Source organism: Streptomyces millisiae (assembly GCF_031845425.1).
Classification (GTDB): Bacteria; Actinomycetota; Actinomycetes; order Streptomycetales; family Streptomycetaceae; genus Streptomyces; species Streptomyces millisiae.
The window spans coordinates 1-24,870 of sequence record NZ_JAVREM010000059.1; the positions used below are offsets into that span (position 1 = coordinate 1).

The window sequence follows — 24,870 nt, forward strand, 5'->3', positions numbered from 1 at the left end:
CGCCACGGGCCCGGCCCGCAGGGCCACCCCCGCGCGAAGCGTGCGAAAAGGGCGGGCGGGTGGGGGAAGACCCCCTGCGCGGAGCGCTGGGTCCGGCCCACCGGGCCGTGCCCGCGCGCAGCGCGGCCGGGCGCCGGCCCCGTACCGGGCCGTCAGGCCCGGCACGTGGCGTCGGCCGGCGAGCCGCCGGCGTGGCTAGGGGACGGTGTCCAGTTCGATCGCCACGCACTGCCAGCGCGCGTCGATCCGCTCCAGCCGGAAGGCGAACGCGCGGGTCCTGGGGCCGCTGGTGATGCGGGCGAAGGCCTCGATCGCGTCGGGGGAGGGGCGGCAGACGCCGACCGCGCGGAGGGCGAGGGTGCCGTTCTCGCCGGGCGCCGGGCGGAGTGGCGTGTGGGGCGCCAGGCCGATGAGTTGTTCGTAGGCGTGCTCGCGGACGTGGCCCAGCAAGGTGTGGACCGGTCGTTGACCGCTGAGGATCAGCAGCAGCCGGTGTGCGAACCAGTCCTGGGGGCCCGGTCGGCGAGCCGGCAGGGGCCGGTTCGGGCGCCGCGAGTCCTGGCGGTTGGCGGGCCGGCGATTGCTGGTTCTCATCTGGAATACCACCCCCGATAAAAAAGCTACTCACTGGTAACTGTGGCGGATTGTAGCTATCCGATTACCCAGCGGCAAGATCGGGCTCGGCTGGTACAGTGACCGGCCATGCGCGTCTACCTGCCCCTCACCCTCGCCGGGCTCGCGGAGCTGCACCGGTCGGGAGAGGCCGGGCCGGCGCCGCTCGTCGCCTACGCCGTCACGCCGGCCCTGCGCGAGTGGTACCTCTCCGGCGACCAGGAGGAGTTGGAGTACGCGGCGATGAGCCGCGCCGCGCAGGCGTCGCTCCGGCTGCTGGCCGTGGATCCCGAGGCCGTCAGGCGTCGCGTGGTGGTCGCCGCCGACGTGCCGGACCGTGCCGCGGTCGCCGACCCGGACCGGGCCATGGATCCGGAGGCGTTGGCCGAGGTGCGGCTGACGGAGGCCGTGCCGGTGGCGAAGCTGGCCTCGGTGCACGTGGACGCGCCGGACGCGGAGTCCGACATCGCCGCGGCCGCCGCCGCGCTCGGCGCCGCCGACCTGGGGGACGACGACGCGCAGTTCGTGGTGGACGGTGCCGCCGACCACGAGCTGCTGTGGTACGGCGTGCAGGAGATCGATCACCTTCTGTAACCCCGTTGTCAGTGGCTCCCCGTACCGTGAGGGTCATGGCGACACATCTGGTGTGGGACTGGAACGGGACTCTGCTGCACGACACCGCCGTGGTGGTGGCGGCGACCAACGCCTCGTTCGAGGAGCTGGGGATACCGCCGATCACGCTCGAGCGGTACCGGGAGCTGTTCTGCGTGCCGGTGCCCCTGTTCTACGAGCGGCTGCTGGGGCGGCCGGTCGTGGGGGAGGAGTGGGAGGTGCTGGACGGCGCCTTCCACCGGCACTACCGGGCCCTGGTCGCCGGCGTGGCGCTCGCCGAGGGCGCGGCCGAGCTGCTGGCGGCCTGGCGGGCGGCCGGCCGCACCCAGTCGGTGTGCTCGCTCGCCGCGCACGAGCAGCTGCTGCCGCTGCTCGCGCGGCTCGGCGTCGCGGAGCACTTCACCCGGGTGGACGGCAGCACCGGCGGCGGGAGCGTCACCGGGAAGGCCGAGCAGATGGCCCGCCATGTGGCCGCGCTCGGCGGGGTCGAGCCCGGCTCGGTGGTGGTCATCGGGGACGCGGTGGACGACGCGGTCGCCGCCCGTCACGTGGGGGCCAAGGCCGTGCTCTACAGCGGGGGGTCGCACAGCCGGCGCAGTCTCGCGCGCGCCGGAGTGCCCGTGGTCGACAGCCTCGCGGACGCGGTGCGCGTTGCTGAGGAGTTGGTCACAGGTGCCCCCGCTACCCTCTGATCTTGCTCAACTGGGGCCCTGCGCCGGGGCCGGTGGGGATAGCCTGGTGTCCGTGATCAGCGCGATAGCGGCCGGCGTTCCGGCCGGAGGCAGCGCCGCCTCCTCGGGCGCCCGGCGGATAGCCGGGCCGGCCCCGTCGCTGGTCCGTTCCGCCGGGAGCCTTCCCCGTCACCCGATTCCCACGATCCGCGTGATCAACGAGATCGAGCCTCACGAGATCGAGCGCTGCCCGGTGACCGAACCCCGACGTCGCCCGACGGTGCGCGACAGGAGCCAGAGGACATGCACAACAAGCTGGACGAAGCCAAAGCCGAACTGCTGGCACAAGCCGCCCAGGTAGCGGAGCACGGTGTCGCCGGAGGCCCGCCCGGCCACGGCATGGACTCCGCCGTGCTCAGCGCCTACCTCCAGCGCTACTACCTCTTCATCGCCCCCGAGGACATCGCCGGCCGCGACCCGGTCGACGTCTACGGCGCCGCCGTGTCCCACTACCGGCTCGCCGCCAACCGCCCGCAGGGCACGGCGAACGTGCGCGTCCACACCCCCACGGTCGAGCAGAACGGCTGGTCCTCCAGTCACACCGTCGTCGAGGTCGTCACCGACGACGCGCCGTTCCTGGTCGACTCGGTGACCAACGAGCTGTCCCGGCAGGGCCGGGGCATCCACGTGGTCGTCCACCCCCAGGTCCTGGTCCGCCGCGACGTGACCGGCCGGCTCGTCGAGGTGCTCGACACCAACGGCGGCGCCGCCGAGCGTCCCGCCGACGCCGTCCTGGAGTCCTGGATCCACGTCGAGATCGACCGCGAGACCGACAGCGACGACCTGCGGCGCATCGAGGCCGACCTGCGCCGGGTGCTCCGCGACGTCCGCGAGGCCGTCGAGGACTGGCAGAAGATGCGCGGCACCGCGCTGCGCATCGCCGAGGAGCTGCCCGGCGAGCCGCTCGCCGCCGAGCTCACCGAGCCCGACGTCGAGGAGGCCAGGGAGCTGCTGCGCTGGCTCGCGGCCGACCACTTCACCTTCCTCGGCTACCGCGAGTACGAGCTGGCCCGCGAGGACAACGGCGGCGAGGGCGACGTGCTGCGCGCCATCCCCGGCACCGGTCTCGGCATCCTGCGCTCCGACCCGGCCCACGACCCGGACTCGGCGAACCCCACCGCCTCCGCGGCGTTCAGCAGGCTCTCGCCCTCCGCCCGGGCCAAGGCCCGCGAGCCCAAGCTGCTGATCCTCACCAAGGCCAACAGCCGCGCCACCGTGCACCGCAGGTCCTACCTGGACTACGTGGGCGTCAAGAAGTTCGACGCCCAGGGCAAGGTGGTGGGCGAGCGCCGCTTCCTCGGCCTGTTCTCGGCCGCCGCCTACACCGGCTCGGTGCGCCGGATCCCCGTCATCCGCCGCAAGGTCGCCGAGGTCCTTGACCGGGCCGGCTTCGGCGCCGACAGCCACAGCGGCCGGGACCTGCTGCAGATCCTGGAGACCTACCCGCGCGACGAGCTGTTCCAGACCCCGGTCGAGACGCTGGGCAGCATCACGGGCTCCGTGCTCCACCTCCAGGAGCGCCGCCGGCTGCGGCTGTTCCTCCGGCAGGAGGAGTACGGCCGCTACTACTCGGCCCTGGTCTACCTGCCGCGGGATCGTTACACCACCTCGGTCCGGCTGCGGCTGACCGACATCCTCGTCGAGGAACTCGGCGGCAGCAACGTCGACTTCACCGCCTGGAACACCGAGTCCGTGCTGTCCAGGCTGCACTTCGTGATCCGGGTGCCGGCCGGCACCGAGCTGCCCGAGCTCACCGACGCCGACGTCGAGCGGATCGAGGCCCGGCTGGCCGAGGCGTCGCGCTCCTGGGCCGACGGCTTCACGGACGCGCTGCTCGCCGAGTGCGGCGAGGAGCGCGCCGCCGAGCTCGGCCGCCGCTACGCGAGCGCCTTCCCCGAGGGCTACAAGGCGGACTTCCCGCCGCGCGCCGCCGTCGCGGACCTCCAGTACGTGGTGAGCCTGGAGCCGGGCCGCGGGCGGGACTTCGCGCTCAGCCTCTACGAGCCGGTCGACGCGGCGCCCGGCGAGCGGCGGTTCAAGATCTACCGGATCGGCGAGCCGGTCTCGCTCTCCGCCGTCCTGCCGGTGCTCCAGTGCCTGGGCGTCGAGGTCGTCGACGAGCGGCCGTACGAGCTGCGCGTCGGGGACGGGTCCACCGCCTGGATCTACGACTTCGGCATCCGGATCCCCGAGGCGCTGGCCGCCGGCCTCGGCGCCGACGCCCGCGAGCGGTTCCAGGACGCGTTCGCCGCCGCCTGGACCGGCGCCGCGGAGAACGACGGGTTCAACGCGCTGGTGCTCTCCGCCGGGCTCACCTGGCGGGAGGCGATGGTGCTGCGGGCCTACGCCAAGTACCTGTGGCAGGCCGGCGCCCGTTTCACCCAGGAGCGCATGGAGGTCACCCTCCAGCGGAACGTGCACACCACCCGCCTCCTGGTGAACCTGTTCGAGGCCCGGCACGCCCCGCAGCGGCAGAGCGCCGGCCGCGAGCTGACCGACGGGCTGCTCGAGGAGCTGGACGGCGCCCTCGAACAGGTGGTCAACCTGGACGAGGACCGCATCCTGCGCGCGTTCCTCAACGTCATCAAGGCCACCCTGCGGGTGAACTACTTCCAGTCCGACCAGGACGGGAAGCCGCACGGCTACCTGTCGCTCAAGCTCGACCCCAAGGGCATCCCCGACCTGCCCGAGCCGCGCCCGGCCTTCGAGATCTGGGTGTACTCGCCGCGCGTCGAGGGCGTCCACCTGCGGTTCGGCAAGGTCGCCCGCGGCGGCCTGCGCTGGTCCGACCGCCGGGAGGACTTCCGCACCGAGATCCTGGGCCTGGTGAAGGCCCAGGAGGTGAAGAACACGGTGATCGTGCCGGTCGGCGCCAAGGGCGGCTTCGTCGGCAAGCAGCTGCCGAGCCCGGCCGAGGACCGGGACGCCTGGCTGGCCGAGGGCATCGCCTGCTACCGCACGTTCATCTCGGGCCTGCTCGACATCACCGACAACCTGGTGGAGGGCCGCGTCGTGCCGCCGGCCGACGTGGTGCGGCACGACGGCGACGACACCTACCTGGTGGTCGCCGCCGACAAGGGCACCGCCACCTTCTCCGACATCGCCAACGAGGTCGCCCAGGCCTACGGCTTCTGGCTGGGCGACGCCTTCGCCTCCGGCGGCTCCGCCGGCTACGACCACAAGGGCATGGGCATCACCGCCCGGGGCGCCTGGGAGTCCGTCAAGCGGCACTTCAGGGAGCTGGGCCACGACACCCAGACCCAGGACTTCACGGTCGCCGGCATCGGCGACATGTCGGGTGACGTCTTCGGCAACGGCATGCTGCTCTCCGAGCACATCAGGCTGGTCGCCGCCTTCGACCACCGGCACATCTTCCTCGACCCCGAGCCGGACGCGGCCGTCTCCTACGCCGAGCGGCGCCGGCTGTTCGAGCTGCCCCGCTCGTCCTGGGCCGACTACGACACCTCGCTGATCTCCAAGGGCGGCGGCGTCCACCCGCGGACCGCGAAGTCCATCCCCGTCACCCCGCAGGTCCGCGCGGCCCTCGGGATCGGGTCCGACGTCGCGGCGCTCACCCCGGCCGAGCTGATGCAGGCCATCCTGCGCGCCCCCGTCGACCTGCTGTGGAACGGCGGCATCGGCACCTATGTGAAGTCCTCGGCCGAGACCCACGCCGACGTGGGCGACAAGGCCAACGACGCGATCCGGGTCGACGGCCGGGACCTGCGGGCCAAGGTCGTCGGCGAGGGCGGCAACCTGGGCCTCACCCAGCGCGGCAGGATCGAGTTCGCGGCGGCCGGCGGCCGTTGCAACACCGACGCCATCGACAACAGCGCGGGCGTCGACACCTCGGACCACGAGGTCAACATCAAGATCCTGCTCAACTCCGTGGTGGCCAACGGCGACCTGACCCTCAAGCAGCGGAACGCGCTGCTCGCCGAGATGACCGACGAGGTCGCCGCCCTGGTGCTGCGCAACAACTACGCGCAGAACGTGGTGCTGGCCAACAGCGAGGCCACCGCGCCAGGACTGGTCCAGGCGCACCAGCGGCTGATCCGCAGGCTCAGCGAGAGCGGCCGGCTCGACCGGGACCTCGAGTTCCTGCCCTCGGACGACGAGTTCCGCGAGCGTCGGGCCGTCGGCCGCGGCCTCACCCAGCCCGAGCTGTCGGTGCTGCTCGGCTACGCCAAGCTGACCGTCACCGCCGAGCTGCTGTCCACCGGGCTGCCCGACGACCCCTACGTCAGCCGGCTGCTCTACGCCTACTTCCCGACCGCCCTGCGCGAGCGGTTCCCCGACCGCGTCGAGGGCCACGCGCTGCGCCGCGAGATCATCACCACCCTCCTGGTGAACGACACGATCAACGTCGGCGGCTGCTCCTTCGTCCACCGGATGCAGGAGGAGTCCGGCGCCTCCACCGAGGAGGTCGTCCGCGCGCACACCGCGTCCCGCGCGATCTTCGGCCTGGCCGGGATCTGGGACACCGCCGAGAGCCTGGACAACCAGGTGGCGGCCGCCACCCTCACCAGGATCAGGCTGCACGCCAGGCGGCTGGTGGAGCGCGGTGCCCGCTGGCTGCTCAACAACCGCCCGCAGCCGCTGCAGCTGACCGACACCATCGAGCTGTTCGGCGAGCGGGTCGGCCAGGTCTGGCAGGAGCTGCCCAAGCTGCTGCGCGGCCGCGACCTGGAGTGGCACGCCAGCCTGCACGACGACCTCGTGAGCTCGGGCGTGCCGGCGGAGCTGGCCCAGCAGGTGGCCGGGTTCTCGGCGGTCTTCCCCGCGCTCGACATCGTGGCCGTCGCCGACCGCACGGGCCGGGAGCTGCTGGACGTCGCCGAGGTCTACTTCCACCTCAGCGACGAGCTGGGCATCACCCAGCTCCAGGACCGGATCAGCGAGCTGCCGCGGGCCGACCGCTGGCAGTCCATGGCGCGCACCGCGATCCGCGAGGATCTGTACGCCGCGCACCAGCTGATCACGGCGGACGTGCTGGCCGAGGGCGACGCGGACGCCACCCCCGAGGAGCGGTTCGCGGCCTGGGCCCAGCGCAGCGCGGCGATCCTGGGCCGGGCCCGCACCACCCTGCGGGACATCCAGTCCTCGGAGAGCTTCGACCTGGCGAACCTCTCGGTGGCCATGCGGACCATGCGGACCCTGCTGCGCAGCAACCGCTGACCCGCGAGACCGCGTGCCGGGAAGCGACCCCCCGGCTTCCCGGCACGCACCTCCCGGGCCCCTGGACGGCCATGGTTACGATGTCGTTCGGATCATCAGCCTCACGAGCGACTGGAGCGGACCATGGCGGGTGCGGCGCCCGAGGGCTCGGCCCCCGCGTGGATCGAGGCGTGCGGTGACGTGGCGGTCACCGTGGTGATGCCCACCTACAACGAGGCCGAGAGCCTGCCGGTCATCGCCGAGGAGCTGCTCGCGCTGCCGCTGCCCGGGCTGCGGCTGCTCGTGGTGGACGACAACAGCCCGGACGGCACGGGGCGGATCGCCGAGGAGCTGGCCGAGAGCCACCCGGGCCGGGTCGAGGTGCTGCACCGCACCGTCAAGGACGGCCTGGGCCGCGCCTATGTCGCCGGGATGACCAGGGCTGTCGAGCGGGGCGCGGAGTACGTGCTCCAGATGGACGCGGACGGCAGCCACGCCGTGGCCTACGTGCCGCAGCTGATCGGCAGCGCCCTGGCCACCGGCGCCGGCTTCGTGGTCGGCAGCCGCTATGTGCCGGGCGGTCGGCTCGCCAGCGAGTGGGCCCCGCACCGGCGGCTGCTCTCCCGCTGGGCCAACCGCTACGTCGGCGCGGTGCTGCGCACCGGCCTGCGGGACGCCACCGCCGGCTTCGTGCTCTGGCACGCCGACGTGGTGCGCGCGCTCCGCCTGGAAGAGGTCCGCAGCAACGGGTACTGCTTCCAGGTGGAGCTGAAGTACGCGGCGGTGCGCGCCGGTTGCCCGGCCGTGGAGATCCCGATCCGCTTCGAGGAGCGCCGGCAGGGCGCCTCGAAGATGTCGGCCGGGGTGCAGTTGGAGGCGGCGGTGCTGCCCTGGCGGCTGCTGCTCGGCGACCTCGCCGCGGGTCGGGCCGGGCGGGTGGGCGCCGTGATCCGTCCGGCCGCGCGCCGCCGGGCGGGGACTGACCGCCGGTGGCCCTGACCTCGTCGCGGTCCCCGGAGGGCGTGGACGAGCCGTCGGCGTCCCCCGGCGCGGGATCGCCGACGCCGCGCGCCGCGGCGCCCGCGCTGCTGGCGTACGCCGGGGTGCGGGCGGCGGGGCTGATCCTGTTGGCGATCTGGGCGGCCGTCGAGGACCGGAGTCCGCACACGCTGCTGACCGCCCGCTGGGACTCGCTGTGGTACGCCAGGATCGCCGAGGGCGGCTACGGCTACGAGGTGCGGCTCGCGGACGGCGGCGTCCATTCCGACCTGGCGTTCTTCCCGCTGCTTCCGGCGCTGGAGCGGGCGGTCATCGCCGTCACCCCGCTCGGGGCGGGCGACGCGGGGCTGCTGGTCTCCCAGGTCGCCGCGCTGGCCGCCGCCTGGGGGATCTACGCCGTCACCGCGCTGGTCACCGGGCGGCGGGCGGCCGGCGTGCTGCTGGCGGCGCTGTGGGGGGCGTATCCGACGGCCTTCGTCCAGTCGATGGCGTACACCGAGACGCTGTTCACCGCGCTCGCCGCCTGGGCGCTGTACGCGGTGCTCACCGGGCGCTGGGTGTGGGCCGGCGCGCTGGCGCTCGCGGCCGGGCTGACCCGCCCCAGCGGGGCGGCCGTGGTGGCCGCCGTGTGGCTGCCGGCCGCCGTCCAGGTGTGGCGGGCGCGGCGGGCGTCGCCGCGGCTGCCGGGGTGGCTGCCGCCGCGGTTGCTGCTCGGCGTGGCGCTGGCGCCGCTCGGCTGGCTCGGCTACGTGGTCTACGTGGGGGTGCGGCGGGGCGGCCCGTTCGGCTACTTCGAGGTGCAGGCGGAGTGGGGCAACCGCTTCGACGGCGGTCTGGCGCTGCTCGGCTTCGTCTGGGAGAACCTGACGGGCAACGTGCTCGGCGGGATCGGCCTGGCCGCCGCGCTGGCCCTGGTGGGCTGGCTGCTGTGGCTGTTGGCGCGGGGGCGGTGGCCGCTGGCGCTGCTGGTCTACACGGTCGTCGTGGTGGTCACGTCGCTGGTCGGCTCCGGCTACTTCGGCTCCCGGCCACGGCTGATGATGCCGGCCTTCGCGCTGCTGCTGCCGGCGACCATGGCGCTGCTGCGGCTGCCGCCCCGGCGGCGCGCGCTGGTGGTCGCGCTGGCGGCGCTGGCCTCCGGCTGCTACGGCGCGCTGACGCTGCTCGGTCCAGGCCCGCCGTAAGCGCCTCGCCGGGGTCCAGCTCCCTTACGCCGTGTGCTTGACGATCTCGCCGTCCACCAGCACCACCAGGCAGCCGCCCGCGGTGGCGCAGTACTCGACCGAGCCCTGCGAGGAGTGGTGCCGGGAGCGCAGCGTCCACTGCTCCCCGGAGCCCGGGGCCGGCCGGCCGCAGACCGGGCAGACGTCCTCCTCGGCCGCCGCGTCCGATGCCTCGGCACGCGGCGTGTGGATCCTGACGGGCTCGGTGCTTCGGCGCCGCGACTGCGCGACGGCCCAGGCGCTGGCCGCCACCACGAGTGCGATCGCGCCGAGCTGACGGGCGCTCAGCCGCTCGTCGAGCAGCGTGAAGCCCACGGCCGCGCCGACCGCCGGGGTGAGCGACAGCAGCACGCCGAAGGTGCGGGCGTCCACCCGCCGCAGCACCACCATGTCCAGCGTGTAGGGGACGAGCGAGGACAGCACCGCCACCGCGAGCCCGGCGCCGAGCGCGTCGGGGTGCGCCACCACCGCGCCGCCGTCCACCACGGCCGCCACCGGGGCCAGGGCGCAGGCGCCGACCGCGAGCGCCAGGGCGAGCCCCGTCCAGTCCGAGAACACGGCCCCCACCTGCCTGTTGAGCAGCACGTACCCGGCCCGGCAGGCGCCGGCCAGCACCCCGAGGACCACCCCGGCGGCGGCCAGCGAGGCGCCGGGCGCGGCCAGCAGCAGCACCCCGGCGAGCGCCAGCAGCGCGGCCGACAGCTGCCCCGGGCGGCGCGAGAGGCCGACCGCGAGCGCCAGCGGGCCGAGCAGCTCCAGGGTGGCGGCCACCCCGATCGGCAGCCGTTCGAGGGCGCCGAAGTAGGCCACGTTCATCGTCGCCAGGATCAGGCCGAGCCCCACCACGGCCCGCCACTGGCGTGCGTCGAGGGCGCGCACCCGGGGCCGGGCGACGGCACACAGCACGAGGGCAGCGATGGTCAGCCGGAGCCCGGCCAGGGCCAGCGGACTGACCTGGTCGTAGGCGCCCTTGGCGACCGCGGCGCCGAGCTGGAGCGAGGTGATCTGTCCCAGTACCAGCAGGATGGTGCTCATGACGTCCAGCGTGATGTCATGGCCTTATGCAGTTCAACCATTACGGCGGCGAGGCCGCCCGGCTCGCCGCCGACCTCGTCAACCTCCCCGCCCCACCCACCCCCGACCAGCTCGAACCCCTGCTGGTCGCGCGGGACATCTCCCGCCCCAGGCTCGACGAGGCGGAGGCCGGGGACATCTGGAACTGGAGCCGCCGGCTCGCCCCCTGCTTCGGGCCGCAGGACACCACCCGGCGCTGCGAGACCATCAACGCGCTGCTGGCCGACGCCTCCAGCCGGCCCTACATCTCCCAACACGGCGGCCGTGACCCGCACCTGCACTACAGCTTCCCCGGCGCCGGGCCCGCCGCCCACATCCGCGCCGTCACCGCGGCCGGCCTCGCCTACGTCGTCTGCTTCGCCGCGCCCGAGCGCCTGGGCCGCTGCGCCCGCGCCAACTGCGGCCTCGCCTACGTGGACACCTCCCGCAACGGCCGGCGCGCCTACTGCTCCGTCCGCTGCTCCAACAACGACGCGGTCGCCCGCCACCGCGAGCAGCGGCGGCGGGCGACCGCCTGACGGCTCAGGGGGCGGTGCGCAGCCAGCCGGCCCAGGCCGAGGTGATCATGTCCTCCAGGGAGCGGCTCGCGGTCCAGCCCAGGTGCTTGGCGGCCAGGTCGGGGCAGGCGACGATCCTGGCCGGGTCGCCCGGGCGGCGCGGGGCGGTCCTGGGGCGCAGCCGGGTGTGGCCGGTGATCTCGGCGACGGCGCGGATCAGTTGGCGGACCGAGACGCCCTCGCCGCGCGAGACGTTGAGGGGCAGGTGGTCGGGGGTCGGCTGCTCGACCAGCGCCTGGGCGGCGGCCACGAAGGCGTCGGCCACGTCCTCGACGTGCACGAAGTCGCGCACGCAGGTGCCGTCCCCGGTCGGGTAGTCGTCGCCGAGGATCCGGGCCGGGGAGCCGGCGTGCAGGTACTCGAACGTCATCGGGAGCAGGCCGCGGCCCGCGGTGTCCGCCAGGTGCGGCGCCGCGGTGCCGGCGACGTTGACGCAGCGCAGGGCGGCGGTGTTGATGCCGTGGGCGCGGCCCGCGGCGCGCACCAGCCACTCGCCGGCGAGCTTGGTCTCGCCGTACGGGGTGGTCGGCAGGCAGGGGGCGTCCTCGGTGATCAGTTCCGTCTCGGGGGCGCCGTAGACCGCCGCCGATGAGCCGAACACGAAGCGGGGGACGCGGGCGCCGCGTACCGCCTCCAGCAGGATCTGGAGGCCGTGCAGGTTCTCCCGGTAGTACCGCAGCGGCTGGCGGACGGACTCGGCGGCGTCCTGGTGGCCGGCGAGGTGGACGACGGTGGTGACCCGGTGCTCGGTGAGGGTCCGGTCGAGCAGGCCGCGGTCGAGCACGGAGCCGCGCACCAGCGGGACGCCGTCGGGCAGCCGGGTGGTGTCGCCGGTGGAGAGGTCGTCGTAGACCGCGACGCTCTCGCCGGCCTGGGCCAGGGCACGCACCACGTGGGCGCCGACGTAGCCGGCGCCGCCGGTGATCAGATAGGACATGTGCTCACCTTTCTCGGGGCGTTGGGCTGAGGGGGAGGCGGCGTGACGGCGGCGCGTGGCGTGATGGCGACGGGGGACGGCACGGGCCGGCGGCACTCGTCGGGGACCACGGGCGGCACCCCACGCCCGTCGAGGAAGAAGGCGCGCACCACGCGTTCCGCGGCGAAGCCGTCGTCGTAGGGGCAGAACCGGCGGCGGAACTCGGCGCGCAGCGCGGCCGAGCGCGGGTGGGTCCACAGCCACGGGCGGAGCAGGGTGGCGGCCAGCTCCGGGAGGGTCCTGGTGACCGGGCCGGGGGCGACGGCGGGCAGGTCGAGGTAGGTGCCGTGGACGGCGCGGTACGCCTCCCAGTCGGGGATGTGGACGACGATCGGCCGGTCGAGGCCGGCGTAGTCGAAGAGCACGGGGGCGTAGTCGGTGACCAGCGTGTCGGCGGCCAGGCAGAGCCTCTCCAGCGGCGTGTCCGGGTGCTCCTCCGCGCTCAGCACGGCGAAGTCGGGGCCGAGTTCGCGGGCCAGTTCCAGGGTGTCGAGCGGCTGGCGCGGATAGCCACGCGGGGCGGGGGCGTACAGCACGGCGCGCGCGCCCTCGGGCACGCCGAGGCGGGCGCGGACGTCCGCGACCTCCTCGGGGCGCGCCGTGTGGAAGAGGTCGGCGCGCGGTGAGCCGTACTCCAGGACCGTGTAGCCGGCCGGGAAGGCGGTCTGCCAGGCCAGGGTGGTGTGCCGGTTGGCCGACAGGCAGTGGTCCCAGCGGTCGATCTGGCGCAGCAGCGGGTCGAGTTCGCGGTCGGCGACGTCGAGGCCCTGGGGGGCGAGCGGGGTGCCGCGGTGGGTCTGGAGGCGCAGCTGGCCCCGGCGGTCGGCCAGCGTGGCGGGGAAGTCGGTGTTGGAGACCAGGTACCGGGCGCGGGCCAGCGCCGTCCAGTAGCCGGCGGTGCCGGGGACCAGGCGCTGGATGCCGGCGGGCAGCGGGTGCTCGGGGCCGGCCGCCCAGGCGGTGCGGATGCCGGGGGCGAGCTCGCGCACCTTGGCCTCCAGGGCGGCCGGGTGGCAGGCGTAGCGCCGGTCGTGGGTGGTGAAGACGGCGAGCTGGGGATCGAGGGGCCGGTGCAGCTGGAGGCGGTAGTGCGCCCGGAGCGCGACGGCGCGCGCGCCAGCGGCGGCGGCGCGTACGCGGGCGCCCAGCACGCCGAGCGCGGCGCGGGTCCGGCGCGTCAGGCGCCGGGCGGCGGCGAGCAGCCGGTAGGCGTGCCGGCCGCGGAGCCTGGGCAGCGGGAGGCCGGCGCCGCGCCGGCCGCCGATGGCCGTGGCGCCGGCGGCCGCCCGGTGCCTGAGGCACAGCTCCCGGCAGGCGCGCAGGAAGGCGGCCCGGTCGGCGGCCGGCAGCGCGGTGCCCCGGTGGACGGCGGTCAGGTGCGCCACCATCCGGCGGTAGAGGGCGGCCCGCCAGCGGTCGGTGGGCAGCAGCGCGAAGGCCAGCTCGTACTGGCGCAGCACGTCCAGGTGCCCGCTCCCCGCGCTCTCGGCCCGGCCGCCGTGCCGGCGCTCCCGGTGGTGCAGGCAGACCCGGTCGAGGACGGCGATGGAACCGGCGCCGGCCAGCGCCGGGTAGGCGAAGGGCACGTCCTGGTAGTGGCCGGCGGGGAAGCGCAGGCCGAGCCGGGTGACGAGGTCGCGGCGGTAGGCGCGGGCCCAGGCGATCGGCTCCATGCCGAGCAGCTCCGGCCGGCCGGCCAGCGGGGTGGCCTCGGTCGGGCGCGCGGTCAGCGTGCCGGGCGGGTCGGCGGGGGTGACCCGGCCGTGCCAGGCGAGCCGGGCGTGGCCGAACACCAGCAGCTCGGGGTCGCCGGTGGCGGTGATCCTGGCGTCGAGGGCGGCGAGCGAGCCGGGGGTCAGGACGTCGTCGCCGTCGAGGAACAGCAGGTAGTCGCCGGTGGCCCGGTCGATGCCGGCGTTGCGGGCCGGCCCTGGGCCCACGTTCCGGTCGAGCGTGATCACGGTGACGCGGGGGTCGGCGGCGGCGACGTCGGCGGCGATCTCGCCGCAGCCGTCGGGCGAGGCGTCGTCGACCACGATCAGCTCGACGTCCCGGAAGTCCTGGGAGAGCACGGACGTCAGGCAGGCCGGCAGGTACGCCTGGACTCGGAAGGCGGGCACGATGATGCTGAAGCGGGGCACGGCACCACATCCAGGTAGGGGATTGTCCGGACGATCTGACAATCTCTCTTCCGTACCGTCATCCCGGGGATGGTCCGAGGTGTCGCGCCCGCGATCCCACCGAACGGCGTAGCCGCCGGCCCGCGGGAAGCGGACCGGCGGCCACGAGGCGGCGGTGCGGGGCGGCGCTACTTCACCGCGCCCGACATCACGCCGGCCACGAACTGCCGCTGGAAGGCGAAGAAGATCGCCAACGGGATCAGCATCGTGAGGAACGCGCCCGGCGCCAGCACGTCGAAGTTGCTGCCGAACTGCCGCATCTCCTGCTGGAGCGCCACCGTCATCGGCGGCGAACCCGCGTCCGCGAAGATCAGCGCCACCAGCATGTCGTTCCACACCCACATGAACTGGAAGATCGCCAGCGCCGCGATCGCCGGGCCGCCGAGCGGCAGCACCACCCGGGTGAAGAGCCGCAGCTCGCCCGCGCCGTCGAGCCGCGCCGCCTCCAGCAACTCGCGCGGGATGTCCGCGAAGAAGTTGCGCAGCAGGAAGATGGCGAACGGCAGGCCGAACGCGGAGTGGAAGATCACCACGCCCGGCGTCGTCTCGAAGATCCCCAGCGTGTTGAAGAGCCGGGCCACCGGCAGCAGCGCCACCTGCACCGGCACCACGAGCAGCGCCACCACCAGCAGGAACCAGTAGTCGCGGCCGGGGAAGTCCAGCCAGGCGAAGGCGTAGCCGGCCGCCGCGCCCAGCACGACCACCAGCACCGTGGAGGGCACGGTGATCGCGATCGTGGTCCAGATCGAGCTGGTGAAGGTGTCGTTGGAGAGCAGCGCGTCGTAGTTCTCGAACGTCCACTGTCCGGGATCGGTCAGCGCCTCCCACCAGCCCGTCGACGCGATGTCGCGCGGCGTGCGGAAGGAGGAGGCGAAGAGCCCCGCGGTCGGCAGCAGCCAGATCAGCGCGAGCACGACGAGCAGGACGCGCACGGCGCCGCTCGCGGCGAACGAGGCCAGCCGGGAGCCCAACGAGCGGGGCGGCGGGCCGGAGTCGGCGGCCGGGCCGGTGTCCTTCGCCGGCTCCGGCGCCTGCGCGGTCAAGGTGGTGGCGGTCACCGCTGGTTCTCCCGTCGCAGCCTTCTCAGGTTGAAGATGATCATCGGCACCACCAGCAGCAGCAACAGCACCGCGATCGCGCTGCCCAGGCCCTGGTCGGGCTCGGCGCCGAAGGCGGAGATGTAGAGCTGGAGCGCCAGCACGTTGGCGTCGGCCTGGCTGGAGCTGGGCGCGATGATGTAGACCAGATCGAAGATCTTCAGGACGTTGATCATCAGCGTCACCATCACCACGGCCAGCACCGGGGCGAGCAGCGGGACGGTGACCCGGCGGAACACCTGCCACTCGTTGGCGCCGTCGACGCGCGCCGCCTCCAGGGTCTCCCGGGGCACGCTGGCCAGGCCCGCGGCGATCAGCACCATCGCGAAGCCCGCCCACATCCACACGTAGGCGCCGATGATCGCCGGGGTGATCAGGTCGGGACCGAGCCAGCTCGCGCCGTTGTAGGGGGCGGCGAAGCTGTCGGCGGCCAGCCGTAGCTGGGCGCCGTCCGCCTGTTCCGCCGGCAGCGCGAAGGTGCCGTCGGCCGCCGTGTCCGCCTCGGCCACCACCTCGCCGTCCCGCACCGCCTCGACGGTGATGCCCGCGAGCGCGCGCTCCTCGCCGTCGATGGCGTTCCGCTCGCCGCCGCCACCCCGGGTGAAGTCCATCCACACCGTGCCGGTGACCTGCCCCGGGTCGCTCGCCGCGGTGGCGGCCGGCTCGGCGTCCGCCAGCTCCGGCTGGGGCACCGCGACCAGCGGCAGCAGCACCGGGGTGCCGGCCGAGACCGGCGCGTCCAGCAGGTAGGAGCCGTCCTCCTGCGCGGTGAGCGGCCCGCCGGGGCGCGGCTCGGCGTCCGGCCAGGACGAGGAGCCGACGAAGGTGTCGTGGACCGTGGTCAGCACGGCGTTGGCCAGGCCGCGCTCCGGGTTCTGCTCGTAGACCAGCCGGAAGATGATGCCGGAGGCCAGCATCGAGACCGCCATCGGCATGAACACCAGCAGCTTGAACGCCGTGGCCCAGCGGATGCGTTCGGTCAGCACCGCGAAGATCAGGCCCAGCGCGGTGGCCACCGTGGGCGCCAGGATGATCCAGATCAGGTTGTTGCGCAGCGCCGTCCTGGTCGCCTCGTTGGAGAAGATCTCCGTGAAGTTGTCGAGGCCGACGAACTCGTCGCCCGACGCGTCGAAGAAGCTGTACCAGATCGAGTACCCGATGGGGTAGAGGACCAGCGCGCCGAGCAGCAGCAGCGCCGGCAGCAGGAAGCTGGCTACCGCCCAGGGGCGGGCTCTGATCACCGCCTTGCCGGAAGCCATGAGATCTCCGTCCGTGATGAGTCGTCGTTGAAGCGTCGCGGCGTCGTCCGCCGGTCGGTTGCGGTCGGGGCCTCAGTCGCCATACGCCCTCGCCGCCTGCGACTCCAGGTACTGCTGGGCGCCCTCGATGTCGTCCGGGTTCCGCAGGAAGTTCTGCAGGCCCTGCCACATGCCCTGCCCGGTGGTGCCGCCGAAGGCCGCCGGCGTCTGGTCGGACAGGTCGAAGCGGAAGTCGTCGCCCGCCGAGATCAGCGCGTCCGCGATGCCCCGCTGCACGTCGTTGGGGTAGGCGGCGAGGTCGAGCGACCGGTTGGGGGAGACCATGCCGCCGCCCTCGGCCCAGATCGCGGCGGCGTCGGTGGAGGCGAGGAAGGCCAGCATCGCCTCCTGCGCCTCCGACGCCTCGCCGTCCGGCGCCACCGCGACCGCGGCGTCTCCCGCGCTCACCACCGGCGGGTCGCCCTCGCCGACCGCCGGGAAGGGGAACACCAGCGCGTCCTCGCCGATCACCGCGTCCGTGGAGTCCGTGATGACGGCCCCGACGAAGTCGGCCTCGAAGACCATCGCGGCGTCCGGGATCTCCAGGTTGATGAAGGTCTGGGTGACGGAGGTCGGGAAGTCCGTCTGCAACGAGCCGCTGTTGCCGTTCGCCAGCAGTTGGTTGGCACCGAAGAGCTCGCCGAGCGTGGTCAGCGCGTCGGTGACCGTCTGGTCGGTCCACGGGATCTCGTGCGCGATCAGCTGGTCGTACGCCTCGGGCCCGGCCTGCGAGAGGTAGATGTTCTCGAACCAGTCGGTCAGCGTCCAGCCGTCGCCGCCGGCCACCGAGACCGGCGTGGTGCCCGACTCCCAGACCGTCCAGGCCGTGTCGACGAACTCGTCCCAGGTCGACGGCGCCGAGACGCCCGCGTAGTCGAAGGCCGTCGAGCTGTACCAGACCAACGACTTGTTGGCGACCTTGACGTACACGCCGTACTGCTCGCCCTCGTGTTGGCCGACGGCCTGCCAACCCGGCGTGTAGTTGGCGTCCAGCTGCTCCTGGACGAGGTCGCCGACCGGGGCTATCCAGCCGTTCGCGGCGAACTCCCGCAGCACGCCGGGCTGCGGGACCATCACGATGTCGGGCGGCGCGCCGCCCTCGATCTTGGAACTGACGAACTGCGAGACGTTGTCACCGCTCGGCACGAAGCTGACCGAGGCGCCGGTCAGCCGCTCGAACTCGTCCATCACGCGGAGGAAGTTGTCCCGCTCCGCGCCCGTCCAGACCGCGGCGACCTCCAGGCTCTGCCCGCTGAGGTCCGGCAGCTCGATGGTCGACTGCCGGTTGCCCCGGTCCTCGCCCTCTTCACCGCCGCACGCGGTGAGCGTCGCAAGCGTCGAGAGCGTCAGCGCGGCCGCGGCCACGGCACGCGTGGACCCCCTGGTTCCTCCGGCCCCTCGCCGGGATTTCCGGCCTGAACCGTGCATGAACACAGCCTCACCCCTTCAGGTGCGGCAATGCGCCGAGCCGGCTGCAGGGCCTGCCACACCGCATGTCCTGTGGCGAATGTCCTACGCCCGGGAGGATGCCCGGGCAAGAGCAGACGGTAGCCAAGTCGCCTTTGTGATCGGGATGTTATTGCCGTGCGCGGGATGTGGTCCAGACAAGTCTGGATGCGTTCGCATGTGTGCATTCACAAGCTGACGGCATCACCCGACGACGGCCGGCCCGTTCCGCCGCGCCAGTCACGCGACGATCACGAAGGCGAGTTTTTGTCATGATTGGCGGCGAAATGGCCGAAAAGGAGGCTGTTGGGCGGATGCGGGCCCGCGCACACTGACCGCAGGACGTGCTGTGGGGGCCGTCCGGGGGGAGTGTTGTCGTCGTGCTGCGCGTGCGCGTCACGGATGCGGATCTCTGTCGGGTCGGCCTCGCGGACGGGCCGGAGCGGTGGGTGGAGACGGTGTTGAGCCTCCGGCGGCTCGGCGCCGACCAGGGGCGGAGCGTCTTCGACCCCTGGCGGACCCGGGTGCGCGCGGGGTTGGTCCGCCTGCCACCGCCCACGCTGGCCCGACTGCGCACGCTGGCCCGCCCGTCCCCGGACCTCCCCGATCCGGCGTCGCCTCGGGACCGCGCGGTGCTGCGCCTCTACGAGGAACTCGCCATCGCGCCCTACTGGCCACGGATCCACCGCCTCGTCGACGCCGAACGGGCCGCCCGCGCCAGGAGGCTGCTCGACGCCGGCGGCGAGAGCCTGCTCGGCACCCTCCAGCCGCCGGCGCGGTGGGAGCCGCCGGTGCTGACCGTGCGGCAGCGGACCGACCGCGAGGTCGACCTGGCCGGCCGGGGCCTCGTCCTGCTGCCGAGCGTCTTCTGCGGGCGGCACCCCATCCTGCGGGCCGCCCCGGAGGGCCCCGCCACGCTCGTGTACCAGATCGGGCTCGAGCCCGGCTGGTTCGAGGAACCTGACGAGGGCACCCGGCGCCGCGCCCTCGTCAGGCTGCTGGGCACGACCCGCGCGGCCTGCCTCGGCGTGATCGAGGACGGCTGCACCACCGGCGAGCTCGCCCGCCGCGCGGGCGTCGCCGCCCCCACCGCGAGCGAACACGCCATGGTGCTCCGGCAGGCTGGCCTCGCCGACTCGGTCCGCCGGGGGAACGTCGTCGTCCACACCCTGACCCCGCTGGGACGGACCCTGCTGCGGGCCGAGGCGTGACGCGTCAGGCAGGCACGCAGTTGCGAAGGGCGTACCAGGTGGTCGGGCCGACGATCCCGTCCACGGCCAGGCCGTGGTCGCGCTGGAACGCGCGGACGGCCCGCCGCAGCCCGTCGCCGAAGACGCCGTCGTAAGCCCCCGGGTCGTAGCCACAGACGACCAGGAGGCACCACAGCTCGCGAACGGTATCGCCGGTACTGCCGTACGCGATGGTGGGTGGCGTCACACGGCTGTCGTAGCCGCAGTAGTGCGCGGTCGGGCGTACGTCGGCGGCCTGGGCGGTGTTCAGCGTGCCGAGACCGGTGAACACGACGGCGGCGATCGCCACCGCGGCCGTCGCGCTGCGCGGGGATGGCATGGCAGGTGCTCCTTCCGGGAAGCGGGCGAGCCGCCCCAGCGGTGGCCGGGGCGGCTCGCGCGGCGCGATCAGTAGTTGCGCAGCCCGTACCAGGTGTTCGGGCCGACGATCCCGTCGACGGCCAGCCCGAACCGGGACTGGAAGTTGCGCACGGCGGAGCGGGTCGCGGGCCCGAACTGACCGTCGACCGCGAGGCCGTAGCCGAAGGTGTTGAGCAGACACTGGGCCTCGCGCACGGTGTTGCCCGAGCTGCCGTACGCGATGGTGGGCGGCGTCGTCCGGTTGTCGTAGCCGCAGTACCAGGCCGACGCCTCGATGGAGTCGGCCGAGACCGCGCCGCGGTCCGGCGTCGCCGACGCCGGCGCGGCGGCCAGCACCGTCGCGCCGGTCACGAGGGCCGTGGTGACGGCCGTGGAGACGGCCAACTTGCGCATGGTTCGCATGAGTTCTCCTCGTCCTGGGGTTGTCTCACGGAGGCGGAGGAGTCGAGCGTTCCCCCCTCACGGCACCCAGCTTGACGAAGTGTGAGGGGGCGCGACCACGCTGTTGCGCGCTGGCCGAAGTCCGCAGGTCACACCCCCTTCGCGGAGGGCGCGATCTTCACGACTCGGAGCGGTCAGACCAGCGTCGCGGTGGGGTGGTCCGTCTCCGCCGCGCGGGTGGCCGCGCTGGCGAGGAGGGCCACGTCCGTCGGGCCGTTGCCGAGCTCGCGGACGGGGCGGGTGGTCGGCGGATCGCCGGCGCGGGCCCAGTCGAGCCGGGTGACGGTGGGCCGCAGCGTCGCGGTGCGGGGGATGCGGCCGGTGACCCGGCCGGCCTGGAAGGCCGTGGTCGCGCCGGCCCGCCACAGCTCGCCGCGCCCGGGCGGCTGGCCGGTCAGCGAGATCCAGGCCGGGGCGCCGGCCGCCACCCGGCCGCCCGCCACGATCAGCCGGACGCCGAGGCGCCGGCCCTCGCCGGACACCGCGTCGAGCACCCGCAGCACCGAGCCGGCGGCCTGCCGCCCCGGCGCGCCGAGCGGCGGGGTCAGCAGGGCGTCGAAGTCGTCGACCAGCACCACCAGCCAGGGCAGGGGGTCGCTGCCGCGCGCCAGCATCGGCGGCAGGTCGTCCTCCACCGCCGGGCGCGGCGGGTGGACCCGGCGGGTCCTGGTGGGGGCGCGGCCGAAGTCGGCCTCGCCGAGCAGCGCGGCCCGCCGCTTGAGCTCCTCCCGCAGGGCCTGGGCGAAGGCTCGTATCCGCACCGGGTCGGTGGCCCCCACGTACGACGCGACGTGCGGCAGCTCGGCGCTCGGGCGCAGGCCCGCGCCCGCGCCCTCGACCAGCAGCAGGGACAGGTCGCGGGGGGAGAGCGCGCTCGCCAGCGAGGCGGCCAGCGTGTTCAGCAGCTCGGTGCGGCCGGAGCCCGGGCCGCCGTCGACGGTCAGCGGGGCGGTCAGGTCGGCGAGGTCGACGGCCACCGGGCCCTCGACGCCCGCGCCGAGCACCAGCGGCAGGCCGGTGTGCCGGTGCCAGCGCTCCCGCAGCGTGCCGGGCGTGACCCGGGCCAGCTCGAGCGCGTCGAGCAGGCGACAGCTCTCGGGGAGCGGCGCGGCGGCCTGGCGGGGCGACCCGGCCGGCCGGCCCACGGTCTCCTCGGTGACGGGCGCCAGCGCCCTGGCGAACCGCTCGGCCCAGGCCGCCGACACGGCGTCGGCTCCGGCGGCCGGGCTCTCCGCGCCGTCCGAGCCGATGAGCCGCAGCGAGGTGGCGACCGCGCCGGTGAGCAGGCCCACCGTGCCGCAGGCGCGGAAGAGCGGGGAGGCGGCCCTGGCGGCGGCCAGCGTCTGCGCCGTGGGCGAGGCCGGGGTGGCCGGCGGCGCCTCGGCGAGGACGATCAGATGGATGCCGGCGGCCGGCCCCGTTATCGCCAGGTGGGCGAGGGCCGCCCTGGCCTCGGGGCCGCCGGGGTCGCCGTCGACCAGCACCACGGTGCGGCGGCCGGCGAACGGTCGGGCGGCGAGCTCGGTCAGCTCCTGGATCCTGGCGGTCGCCTGCGCGGGCTCGAAGGCCAGCAGCAGCCGGCAGTCCTGGCCCCGGGCGGGGCGGGTGTGCGGGAGCCAGCCGAGCCAGGACCACTCGCTCGCCCGGCCGGGGGCGAGCACCACCAGTTCGAGCGCGCTCGGCGGGTGCAGCGCGGCCAGCTGGGCCAGGGCGGCCCTGGCGACGCCCGCCACCCGCTCCCGTGGCCCCGCCAGACCGAGCGAGCCGGCCTCCGGCAGTGCCACGGTGACGGGTCTCGGGGGCTCGGCCCCGCGCTGCGCGGTGCCGAGCCGGACGCCGAACGCGTCCTGGTGGGTGGCGCCGCGCTCCCACAGCCGAGGGCCGGCCGCGGGGGCGCGGGGCGAGCCGAGGGCCGTCAGCAGCAGCGCCGCGAGGTCGGGCCAGCGCGCGTCGGCCGCGGCCGGCTCCGGGGCCGCGGCGCGGGCGGTCTCCGGCTCGGCCGGGGCGCCGCCGGACTGTCGCCGCCCGGCCAGGTCCTTCAGGCCGCGTCTGCGGGCCTGGGGGACGCCGGGTGGCGCGACGGGCGGGGGTGGCACGGCGCCCTCGACCTCGACCCTTATCAGCGACTCGCCGAGCCGCAGCAGGGCGCCCGGCGGCATCGGCACCGGGCCGCCGGTGACCGGCCGGCCGTCGAGCAGCGTGCCGTTGCGCGAGCCGAGGTCGGTGACCGTCACCCGGCCGCCGGGGTCGAGGGAGATGGCGCAGTGGACGCGCGAGACGTCCGGGTCGTCGAGCGGGATGTCGGCCTCGGCCGAGCGCCCGATCCTGGCGACGCCGCCGCGCAGCAGGTGGACGCCGCCCGCGTCGGGGCCGGCCACGACCAGGAGCCTGCCGGGCACCGGCTCGTGGCCCGCGCTCTCGACCGGCTTGTGGAAGGCGAGCACGGCGCCGTCGACCAGGGGCGGCTGGCCGAGGAGGGCGCGCCTCGGGTCGAGCCTGTGGTCCTCGCAGAAGACGGCGCCCGGCGTCGCGGAGCCGGGCGCGAGGGCGGCGGCCAGCGAGCCGAGCACGGCGGCGAGCGGGGTGTCGGCGGGGGCGGCGACCTGCACGTCGACGCCCGCGGCGGCGTCTCCGTGTCCGAGAACGGTCAACCTGATCTGAATCGGCATCGGCCCTCCCGGTCACCTCGCCAGCCCCGGCTGTCACGCGCCCGCTCGCACCAGTCGTCGCATCGGATGCTGATGCTGAAAGCATCCTCGCACCCGCCACTGACGGCGCGCCGCGCTCCCGACAGTTAGTGATCTTGATTGGCTGCTTCTGACCAGATTCCGACCAAGACTTCTGACCAAAACTGATCGGTGGCACCCGCCGCGGCTCGTCGCGGCGGCGGAGGTGATCGTAAGGCCCGCCGGACCGTGGAGCGCAACCAAGCGCCACGGGACGGCGTCCCCCCACGTGAGCCGGCCGTGGCCCCGGCCCGGGCCCGGCCGTGCGGACGGCGCCGCCCTTCCGCGGGCGGTCGCACTACAGTAGGGACCTCGAACCCGTCACCACCAGCGATGCCAGGGAGCTCACGTGCGGCCGGTAGGCAGCAAATACCTGCTCGAGGAGCCCCTGGGGCGCGGTGCCACGGGCACCGTCTACCGGGGCCGCCAGCGCGAGTCCGCCGGGGACGAGGCGGCCGTGGCGGGACAGCCGGGCGAGCGGGTCGCCATCAAGGTCCTCAAGGAGGAGCTCGCCTCCGACCCCGACGTGGTGATGCGCTTCCTGCGCGAGCGCGCGGTGCTGCTGCGGCTCAGCGGGGACAACCACCAGAACATCGTCCGCACCCGCGACCTGGTGGTCGAGGGCGAGATGATAGCGCTGGTCATGGACCTGATCGACGGCCCCGACCTGCACCGCTACCTCTACGAGAACCGCCGGTTCTCGCCGGTGGCCGCGGCGCTGCTCACCGCCCAGATCGCCGACGCGCTGGCCGCCGCCCACGCCCGCGGCATCGTGCACCGCGACCTCAAGCCGGCCAACGTGCTGCTCGCCGGCGCCGACGACGAGAACGTGGCGCTGCGGCCGATGCTCACCGACTTCGGCATCGCCAGGCTGGCCGACTCGCCCGGCGTCACCCGCGCCAGCGAGTTCGTCGGCACCCCGTCCTACGTCGCCCCCGAGTCCGCCGAGGGCCGCCCGCAGACCTCGGCCGTCGACGTCTACGCGGCCGGCATCGTGCTGTACGAGCTGGTCACCGGGCAGCCGCCGTTCGGCGGCGCGAGCACCCTGGAGATCCTCCGCCGGCACCTGAGCGACGAGCCCCGCAGGCCCGCCGGGCTGCCCGACCCGCTGTGGACCGTCATCGACTGCTGCCTGCGCAAGAGCCCGGACGAGCGGCCGAGCGCCGCCGCGCTGGCCCGCGCGCTGCGGACCGTCGCCGCCGGCATCGCGGAGAACGCGAGCCCCGAGCAGCGCACGGCCGCGCTCGGCGTCGCCGCGCTGCTCGCGCCGGACACCAACCCGGTCCTGGTGCCGGGCACGGGGATCAGCCCGCCAGGATCCGCCGAGCCCACCCAGGTGCTGCCCGGCGGCTCGGCCTCCGCCGGCGGCTCCGACCCCTACGGCGCCACCAGCGTGCTCCCGCAGCACGGCGCGGGACCCGACCACGGCCAGGGCGGCGGTGGGCGCGACGACGACCTGTCGGCCACCCGGGCCATGCCGGCCCAGGGCGCGCCGCCGCCCGAGCCGCAGCTCCCGACGGCCTGGGGTGACCAGCTGCGGGCCGCCCGCGACCGCAACGAACCGACCAGGGTCCAGCCCGCCGAGCCGGCGCTCGACCCCCTGCAGCGCGCCCCACAGCGGCGCCCCCAGCGCCGCCCGCAGCGCGTCGCGCCCCCGCCACAGCAGCAGGGCCAGGGCGGGGCCTACGGCTACCCCGTGGCGCCGCCACCCCAGTACCAGCAGCCGCAGCAGTACCAGCCCCAGCAGTACCAGCAGCAACCGCAGCGCTACCAGCCGCCGGTGCCGCCGCGCTACCAGGAGCCGGCCCCGCGCCGGAACGACGAGCCGCGCGGCCGGTCACGGAGCGCGAACCCCATGCGCATCCCGGGGCTCGGCTGCCTCAAGGGCTGCCTGTTCATGGTGCTGATCCTCGTCGTCATCTGCTTTCTGGTCTGGAACTTCACGCCGCTTCAGGACTGGATTGCCGACGGCCGGAGTTTCTGGGACACCGTCACCGGGTGGTTCGACGACGTCCGGGAATGGCTGGGCCTGATCGAGGAGGCCAATCAGCAAGTCGAGGACATCCAGAACAGCGTCCCCGAATAATCGACGACCTCGGGGATTTATCGACTTCCGAGGGTGGAATTTCGT

At 74.3% G+C, this 24,870-nt stretch carries 18 protein-coding genes; 8 read left to right on the forward strand and 10 right to left on the reverse strand.

Going from position 1 to position 24,870, the window contains the following annotated elements; all coding sequences use genetic code 11:
• Positions 1-195: 195 nt before the first annotated feature.
• Positions 196-594 (reverse strand): Rv3235 family protein, encoded by a 399-nt coding sequence (locus RNC47_RS28525; RefSeq protein WP_311602808.1) that lies wholly within the window; start codon positions 592-594, stop codon positions 196-198.
• Between the two features lie 108 nt (positions 595-702).
• Here RNC47_RS28525 and RNC47_RS28530 point away from each other — a divergent pair, with 108 nt between their 5' ends.
• The 5 genes from RNC47_RS28530 to RNC47_RS28550 all read left to right on the forward strand — a co-directional run bounded on the left by RNC47_RS28530 (position 703) and on the right by RNC47_RS28550 (position 9,295).
• Complete coding sequence (locus RNC47_RS28530; protein ID WP_311602809.1) at positions 703-1,206, forward strand: DUF6912 family protein; 504 nt, start codon at positions 703-705, stop codon at positions 1,204-1,206.
• Between the two features lie 35 nt (positions 1,207-1,241).
• Positions 1,242-1,916 carry an HAD family hydrolase gene (locus RNC47_RS28535; protein ID WP_311602810.1) on the forward strand — a complete coding sequence of 225 codons (675 nt, stop codon included), beginning with the start codon at positions 1,242-1,244 and terminating at the stop codon, positions 1,914-1,916.
• A gap of 282 nt (positions 1,917-2,198) precedes the next feature.
• On the forward strand, positions 2,199-7,133 hold the full coding sequence (locus RNC47_RS28540) for an NAD-glutamate dehydrogenase (protein ID WP_311602811.1): 4,935 nt from the start codon (positions 2,199-2,201) through the stop codon (positions 7,131-7,133).
• Between the two features lie 123 nt (positions 7,134-7,256).
• A complete protein-coding gene (locus RNC47_RS28545; RefSeq protein WP_311602812.1) occupies positions 7,257-8,111 on the forward strand; it encodes a polyprenol monophosphomannose synthase in 855 nt (284 codons plus the stop codon).
• Positions 8,102-9,295, forward strand: a complete 1,194-nt coding sequence (locus RNC47_RS28550; protein WP_394814901.1) for a hypothetical protein — start codon at positions 8,102-8,104, stop codon at positions 9,293-9,295. Before RNC47_RS28545 ends, RNC47_RS28550 begins: the two co-directional genes overlap by 10 nt.
• Positions 9,296-9,319: 24 nt before the next feature.
• On the opposite strand, the gene RNC47_RS28555 is transcribed toward RNC47_RS28550, so the two are convergent.
• A complete protein-coding gene (locus RNC47_RS28555) occupies positions 9,320-10,369 on the reverse strand; it encodes an EamA family transporter (protein ID WP_311602813.1) in 1,050 nt (349 codons plus the stop codon).
• 26 nt (positions 10,370-10,395) lie between these two features.
• On the opposite strand from RNC47_RS28555, the gene RNC47_RS28560 reads away from it, so the two are divergent.
• A complete protein-coding gene (locus RNC47_RS28560) occupies positions 10,396-10,926 on the forward strand; it encodes a CGNR zinc finger domain-containing protein (RefSeq protein ID WP_311602814.1) in 531 nt (176 codons plus the stop codon).
• A gap of 4 nt (positions 10,927-10,930) precedes the next feature.
• Here the strand turns inward: RNC47_RS28560 and galE are convergent, their stop codons facing one another.
• The 5 genes from galE to RNC47_RS28585 all read right to left on the reverse strand — a co-directional run bounded on the left by galE (position 10,931) and on the right by RNC47_RS28585 (position 17,881).
• Complete coding sequence (gene galE / locus RNC47_RS28565; RefSeq protein WP_311602815.1) at positions 10,931-11,902, reverse strand: UDP-glucose 4-epimerase GalE; 972 nt, start codon at positions 11,900-11,902, stop codon at positions 10,931-10,933.
• Positions 11,890-14,082 carry a bifunctional glycosyltransferase/CDP-glycerol:glycerophosphate glycerophosphotransferase gene (locus RNC47_RS28570; RefSeq protein ID WP_311602816.1) on the reverse strand — a complete coding sequence of 731 codons (2,193 nt, stop codon included), beginning with the start codon at positions 14,080-14,082 and terminating at the stop codon, positions 11,890-11,892. Before RNC47_RS28570 ends, galE begins: the two co-directional genes overlap by 13 nt.
• A 167-nt stretch (positions 14,083-14,249) precedes the next feature.
• Entirely contained in the window at positions 14,250-15,179 is a 930-nt protein-coding gene (locus tag RNC47_RS28575; RefSeq protein ID WP_387090356.1) for a carbohydrate ABC transporter permease, read from the reverse strand.
• Positions 15,176-16,477 (reverse strand): carbohydrate ABC transporter permease, encoded by a 1,302-nt coding sequence (locus RNC47_RS28580; RefSeq protein ID WP_311602817.1) that lies wholly within the window; start codon positions 16,475-16,477, stop codon positions 15,176-15,178. Before RNC47_RS28580 ends, RNC47_RS28575 begins: the two co-directional genes overlap by 4 nt.
• A gap of 72 nt (positions 16,478-16,549) precedes the next feature.
• Positions 16,550-17,881 (reverse strand): ABC transporter substrate-binding protein, encoded by a 1,332-nt coding sequence (locus tag RNC47_RS28585; RefSeq protein ID WP_311602818.1) that lies wholly within the window; start codon positions 17,879-17,881, stop codon positions 16,550-16,552.
• Positions 17,882-18,342: 461 nt separating this feature from the next.
• Here RNC47_RS28585 and RNC47_RS28590 point away from each other — a divergent pair, with 461 nt between their 5' ends.
• On the forward strand, positions 18,343-19,173 hold the full coding sequence (locus RNC47_RS28590; protein WP_311602819.1) for an ArsR/SmtB family transcription factor: 831 nt from the start codon (positions 18,343-18,345) through the stop codon (positions 19,171-19,173).
• A gap of 4 nt (positions 19,174-19,177) precedes the next feature.
• On the opposite strand, the gene RNC47_RS28595 is transcribed toward RNC47_RS28590, so the two are convergent.
• From RNC47_RS28595 to RNC47_RS28605, 3 genes are all read right to left on the reverse strand, one after another.
• Positions 19,178-19,531 (reverse strand): peptidoglycan-binding domain-containing protein, encoded by a 354-nt coding sequence (locus RNC47_RS28595; RefSeq protein WP_311602820.1) that lies wholly within the window; start codon positions 19,529-19,531, stop codon positions 19,178-19,180.
• 68 nt (positions 19,532-19,599) lie between these two features.
• The gene (locus tag RNC47_RS28600) at positions 19,600-19,974 is read right to left on the reverse strand and encodes a peptidoglycan-binding domain-containing protein (RefSeq protein WP_311602821.1); all 375 of its coding nucleotides are present in this window, start codon (positions 19,972-19,974) and stop codon (positions 19,600-19,602) included.
• Between the two features lie 173 nt (positions 19,975-20,147).
• The gene (locus RNC47_RS28605; protein WP_449657357.1) at positions 20,148-22,682 is read right to left on the reverse strand and encodes an FHA domain-containing protein; all 2,535 of its coding nucleotides are present in this window, start codon (positions 22,680-22,682) and stop codon (positions 20,148-20,150) included.
• A gap of 406 nt (positions 22,683-23,088) precedes the next feature.
• Here RNC47_RS28605 and RNC47_RS28610 point away from each other — a divergent pair, with 406 nt between their 5' ends.
• On the forward strand, positions 23,089-24,825 hold the full coding sequence (locus tag RNC47_RS28610; protein WP_311602822.1) for a serine/threonine-protein kinase: 1,737 nt from the start codon (positions 23,089-23,091) through the stop codon (positions 24,823-24,825).
• Positions 24,826-24,870 lie beyond the last annotated feature (45 nt).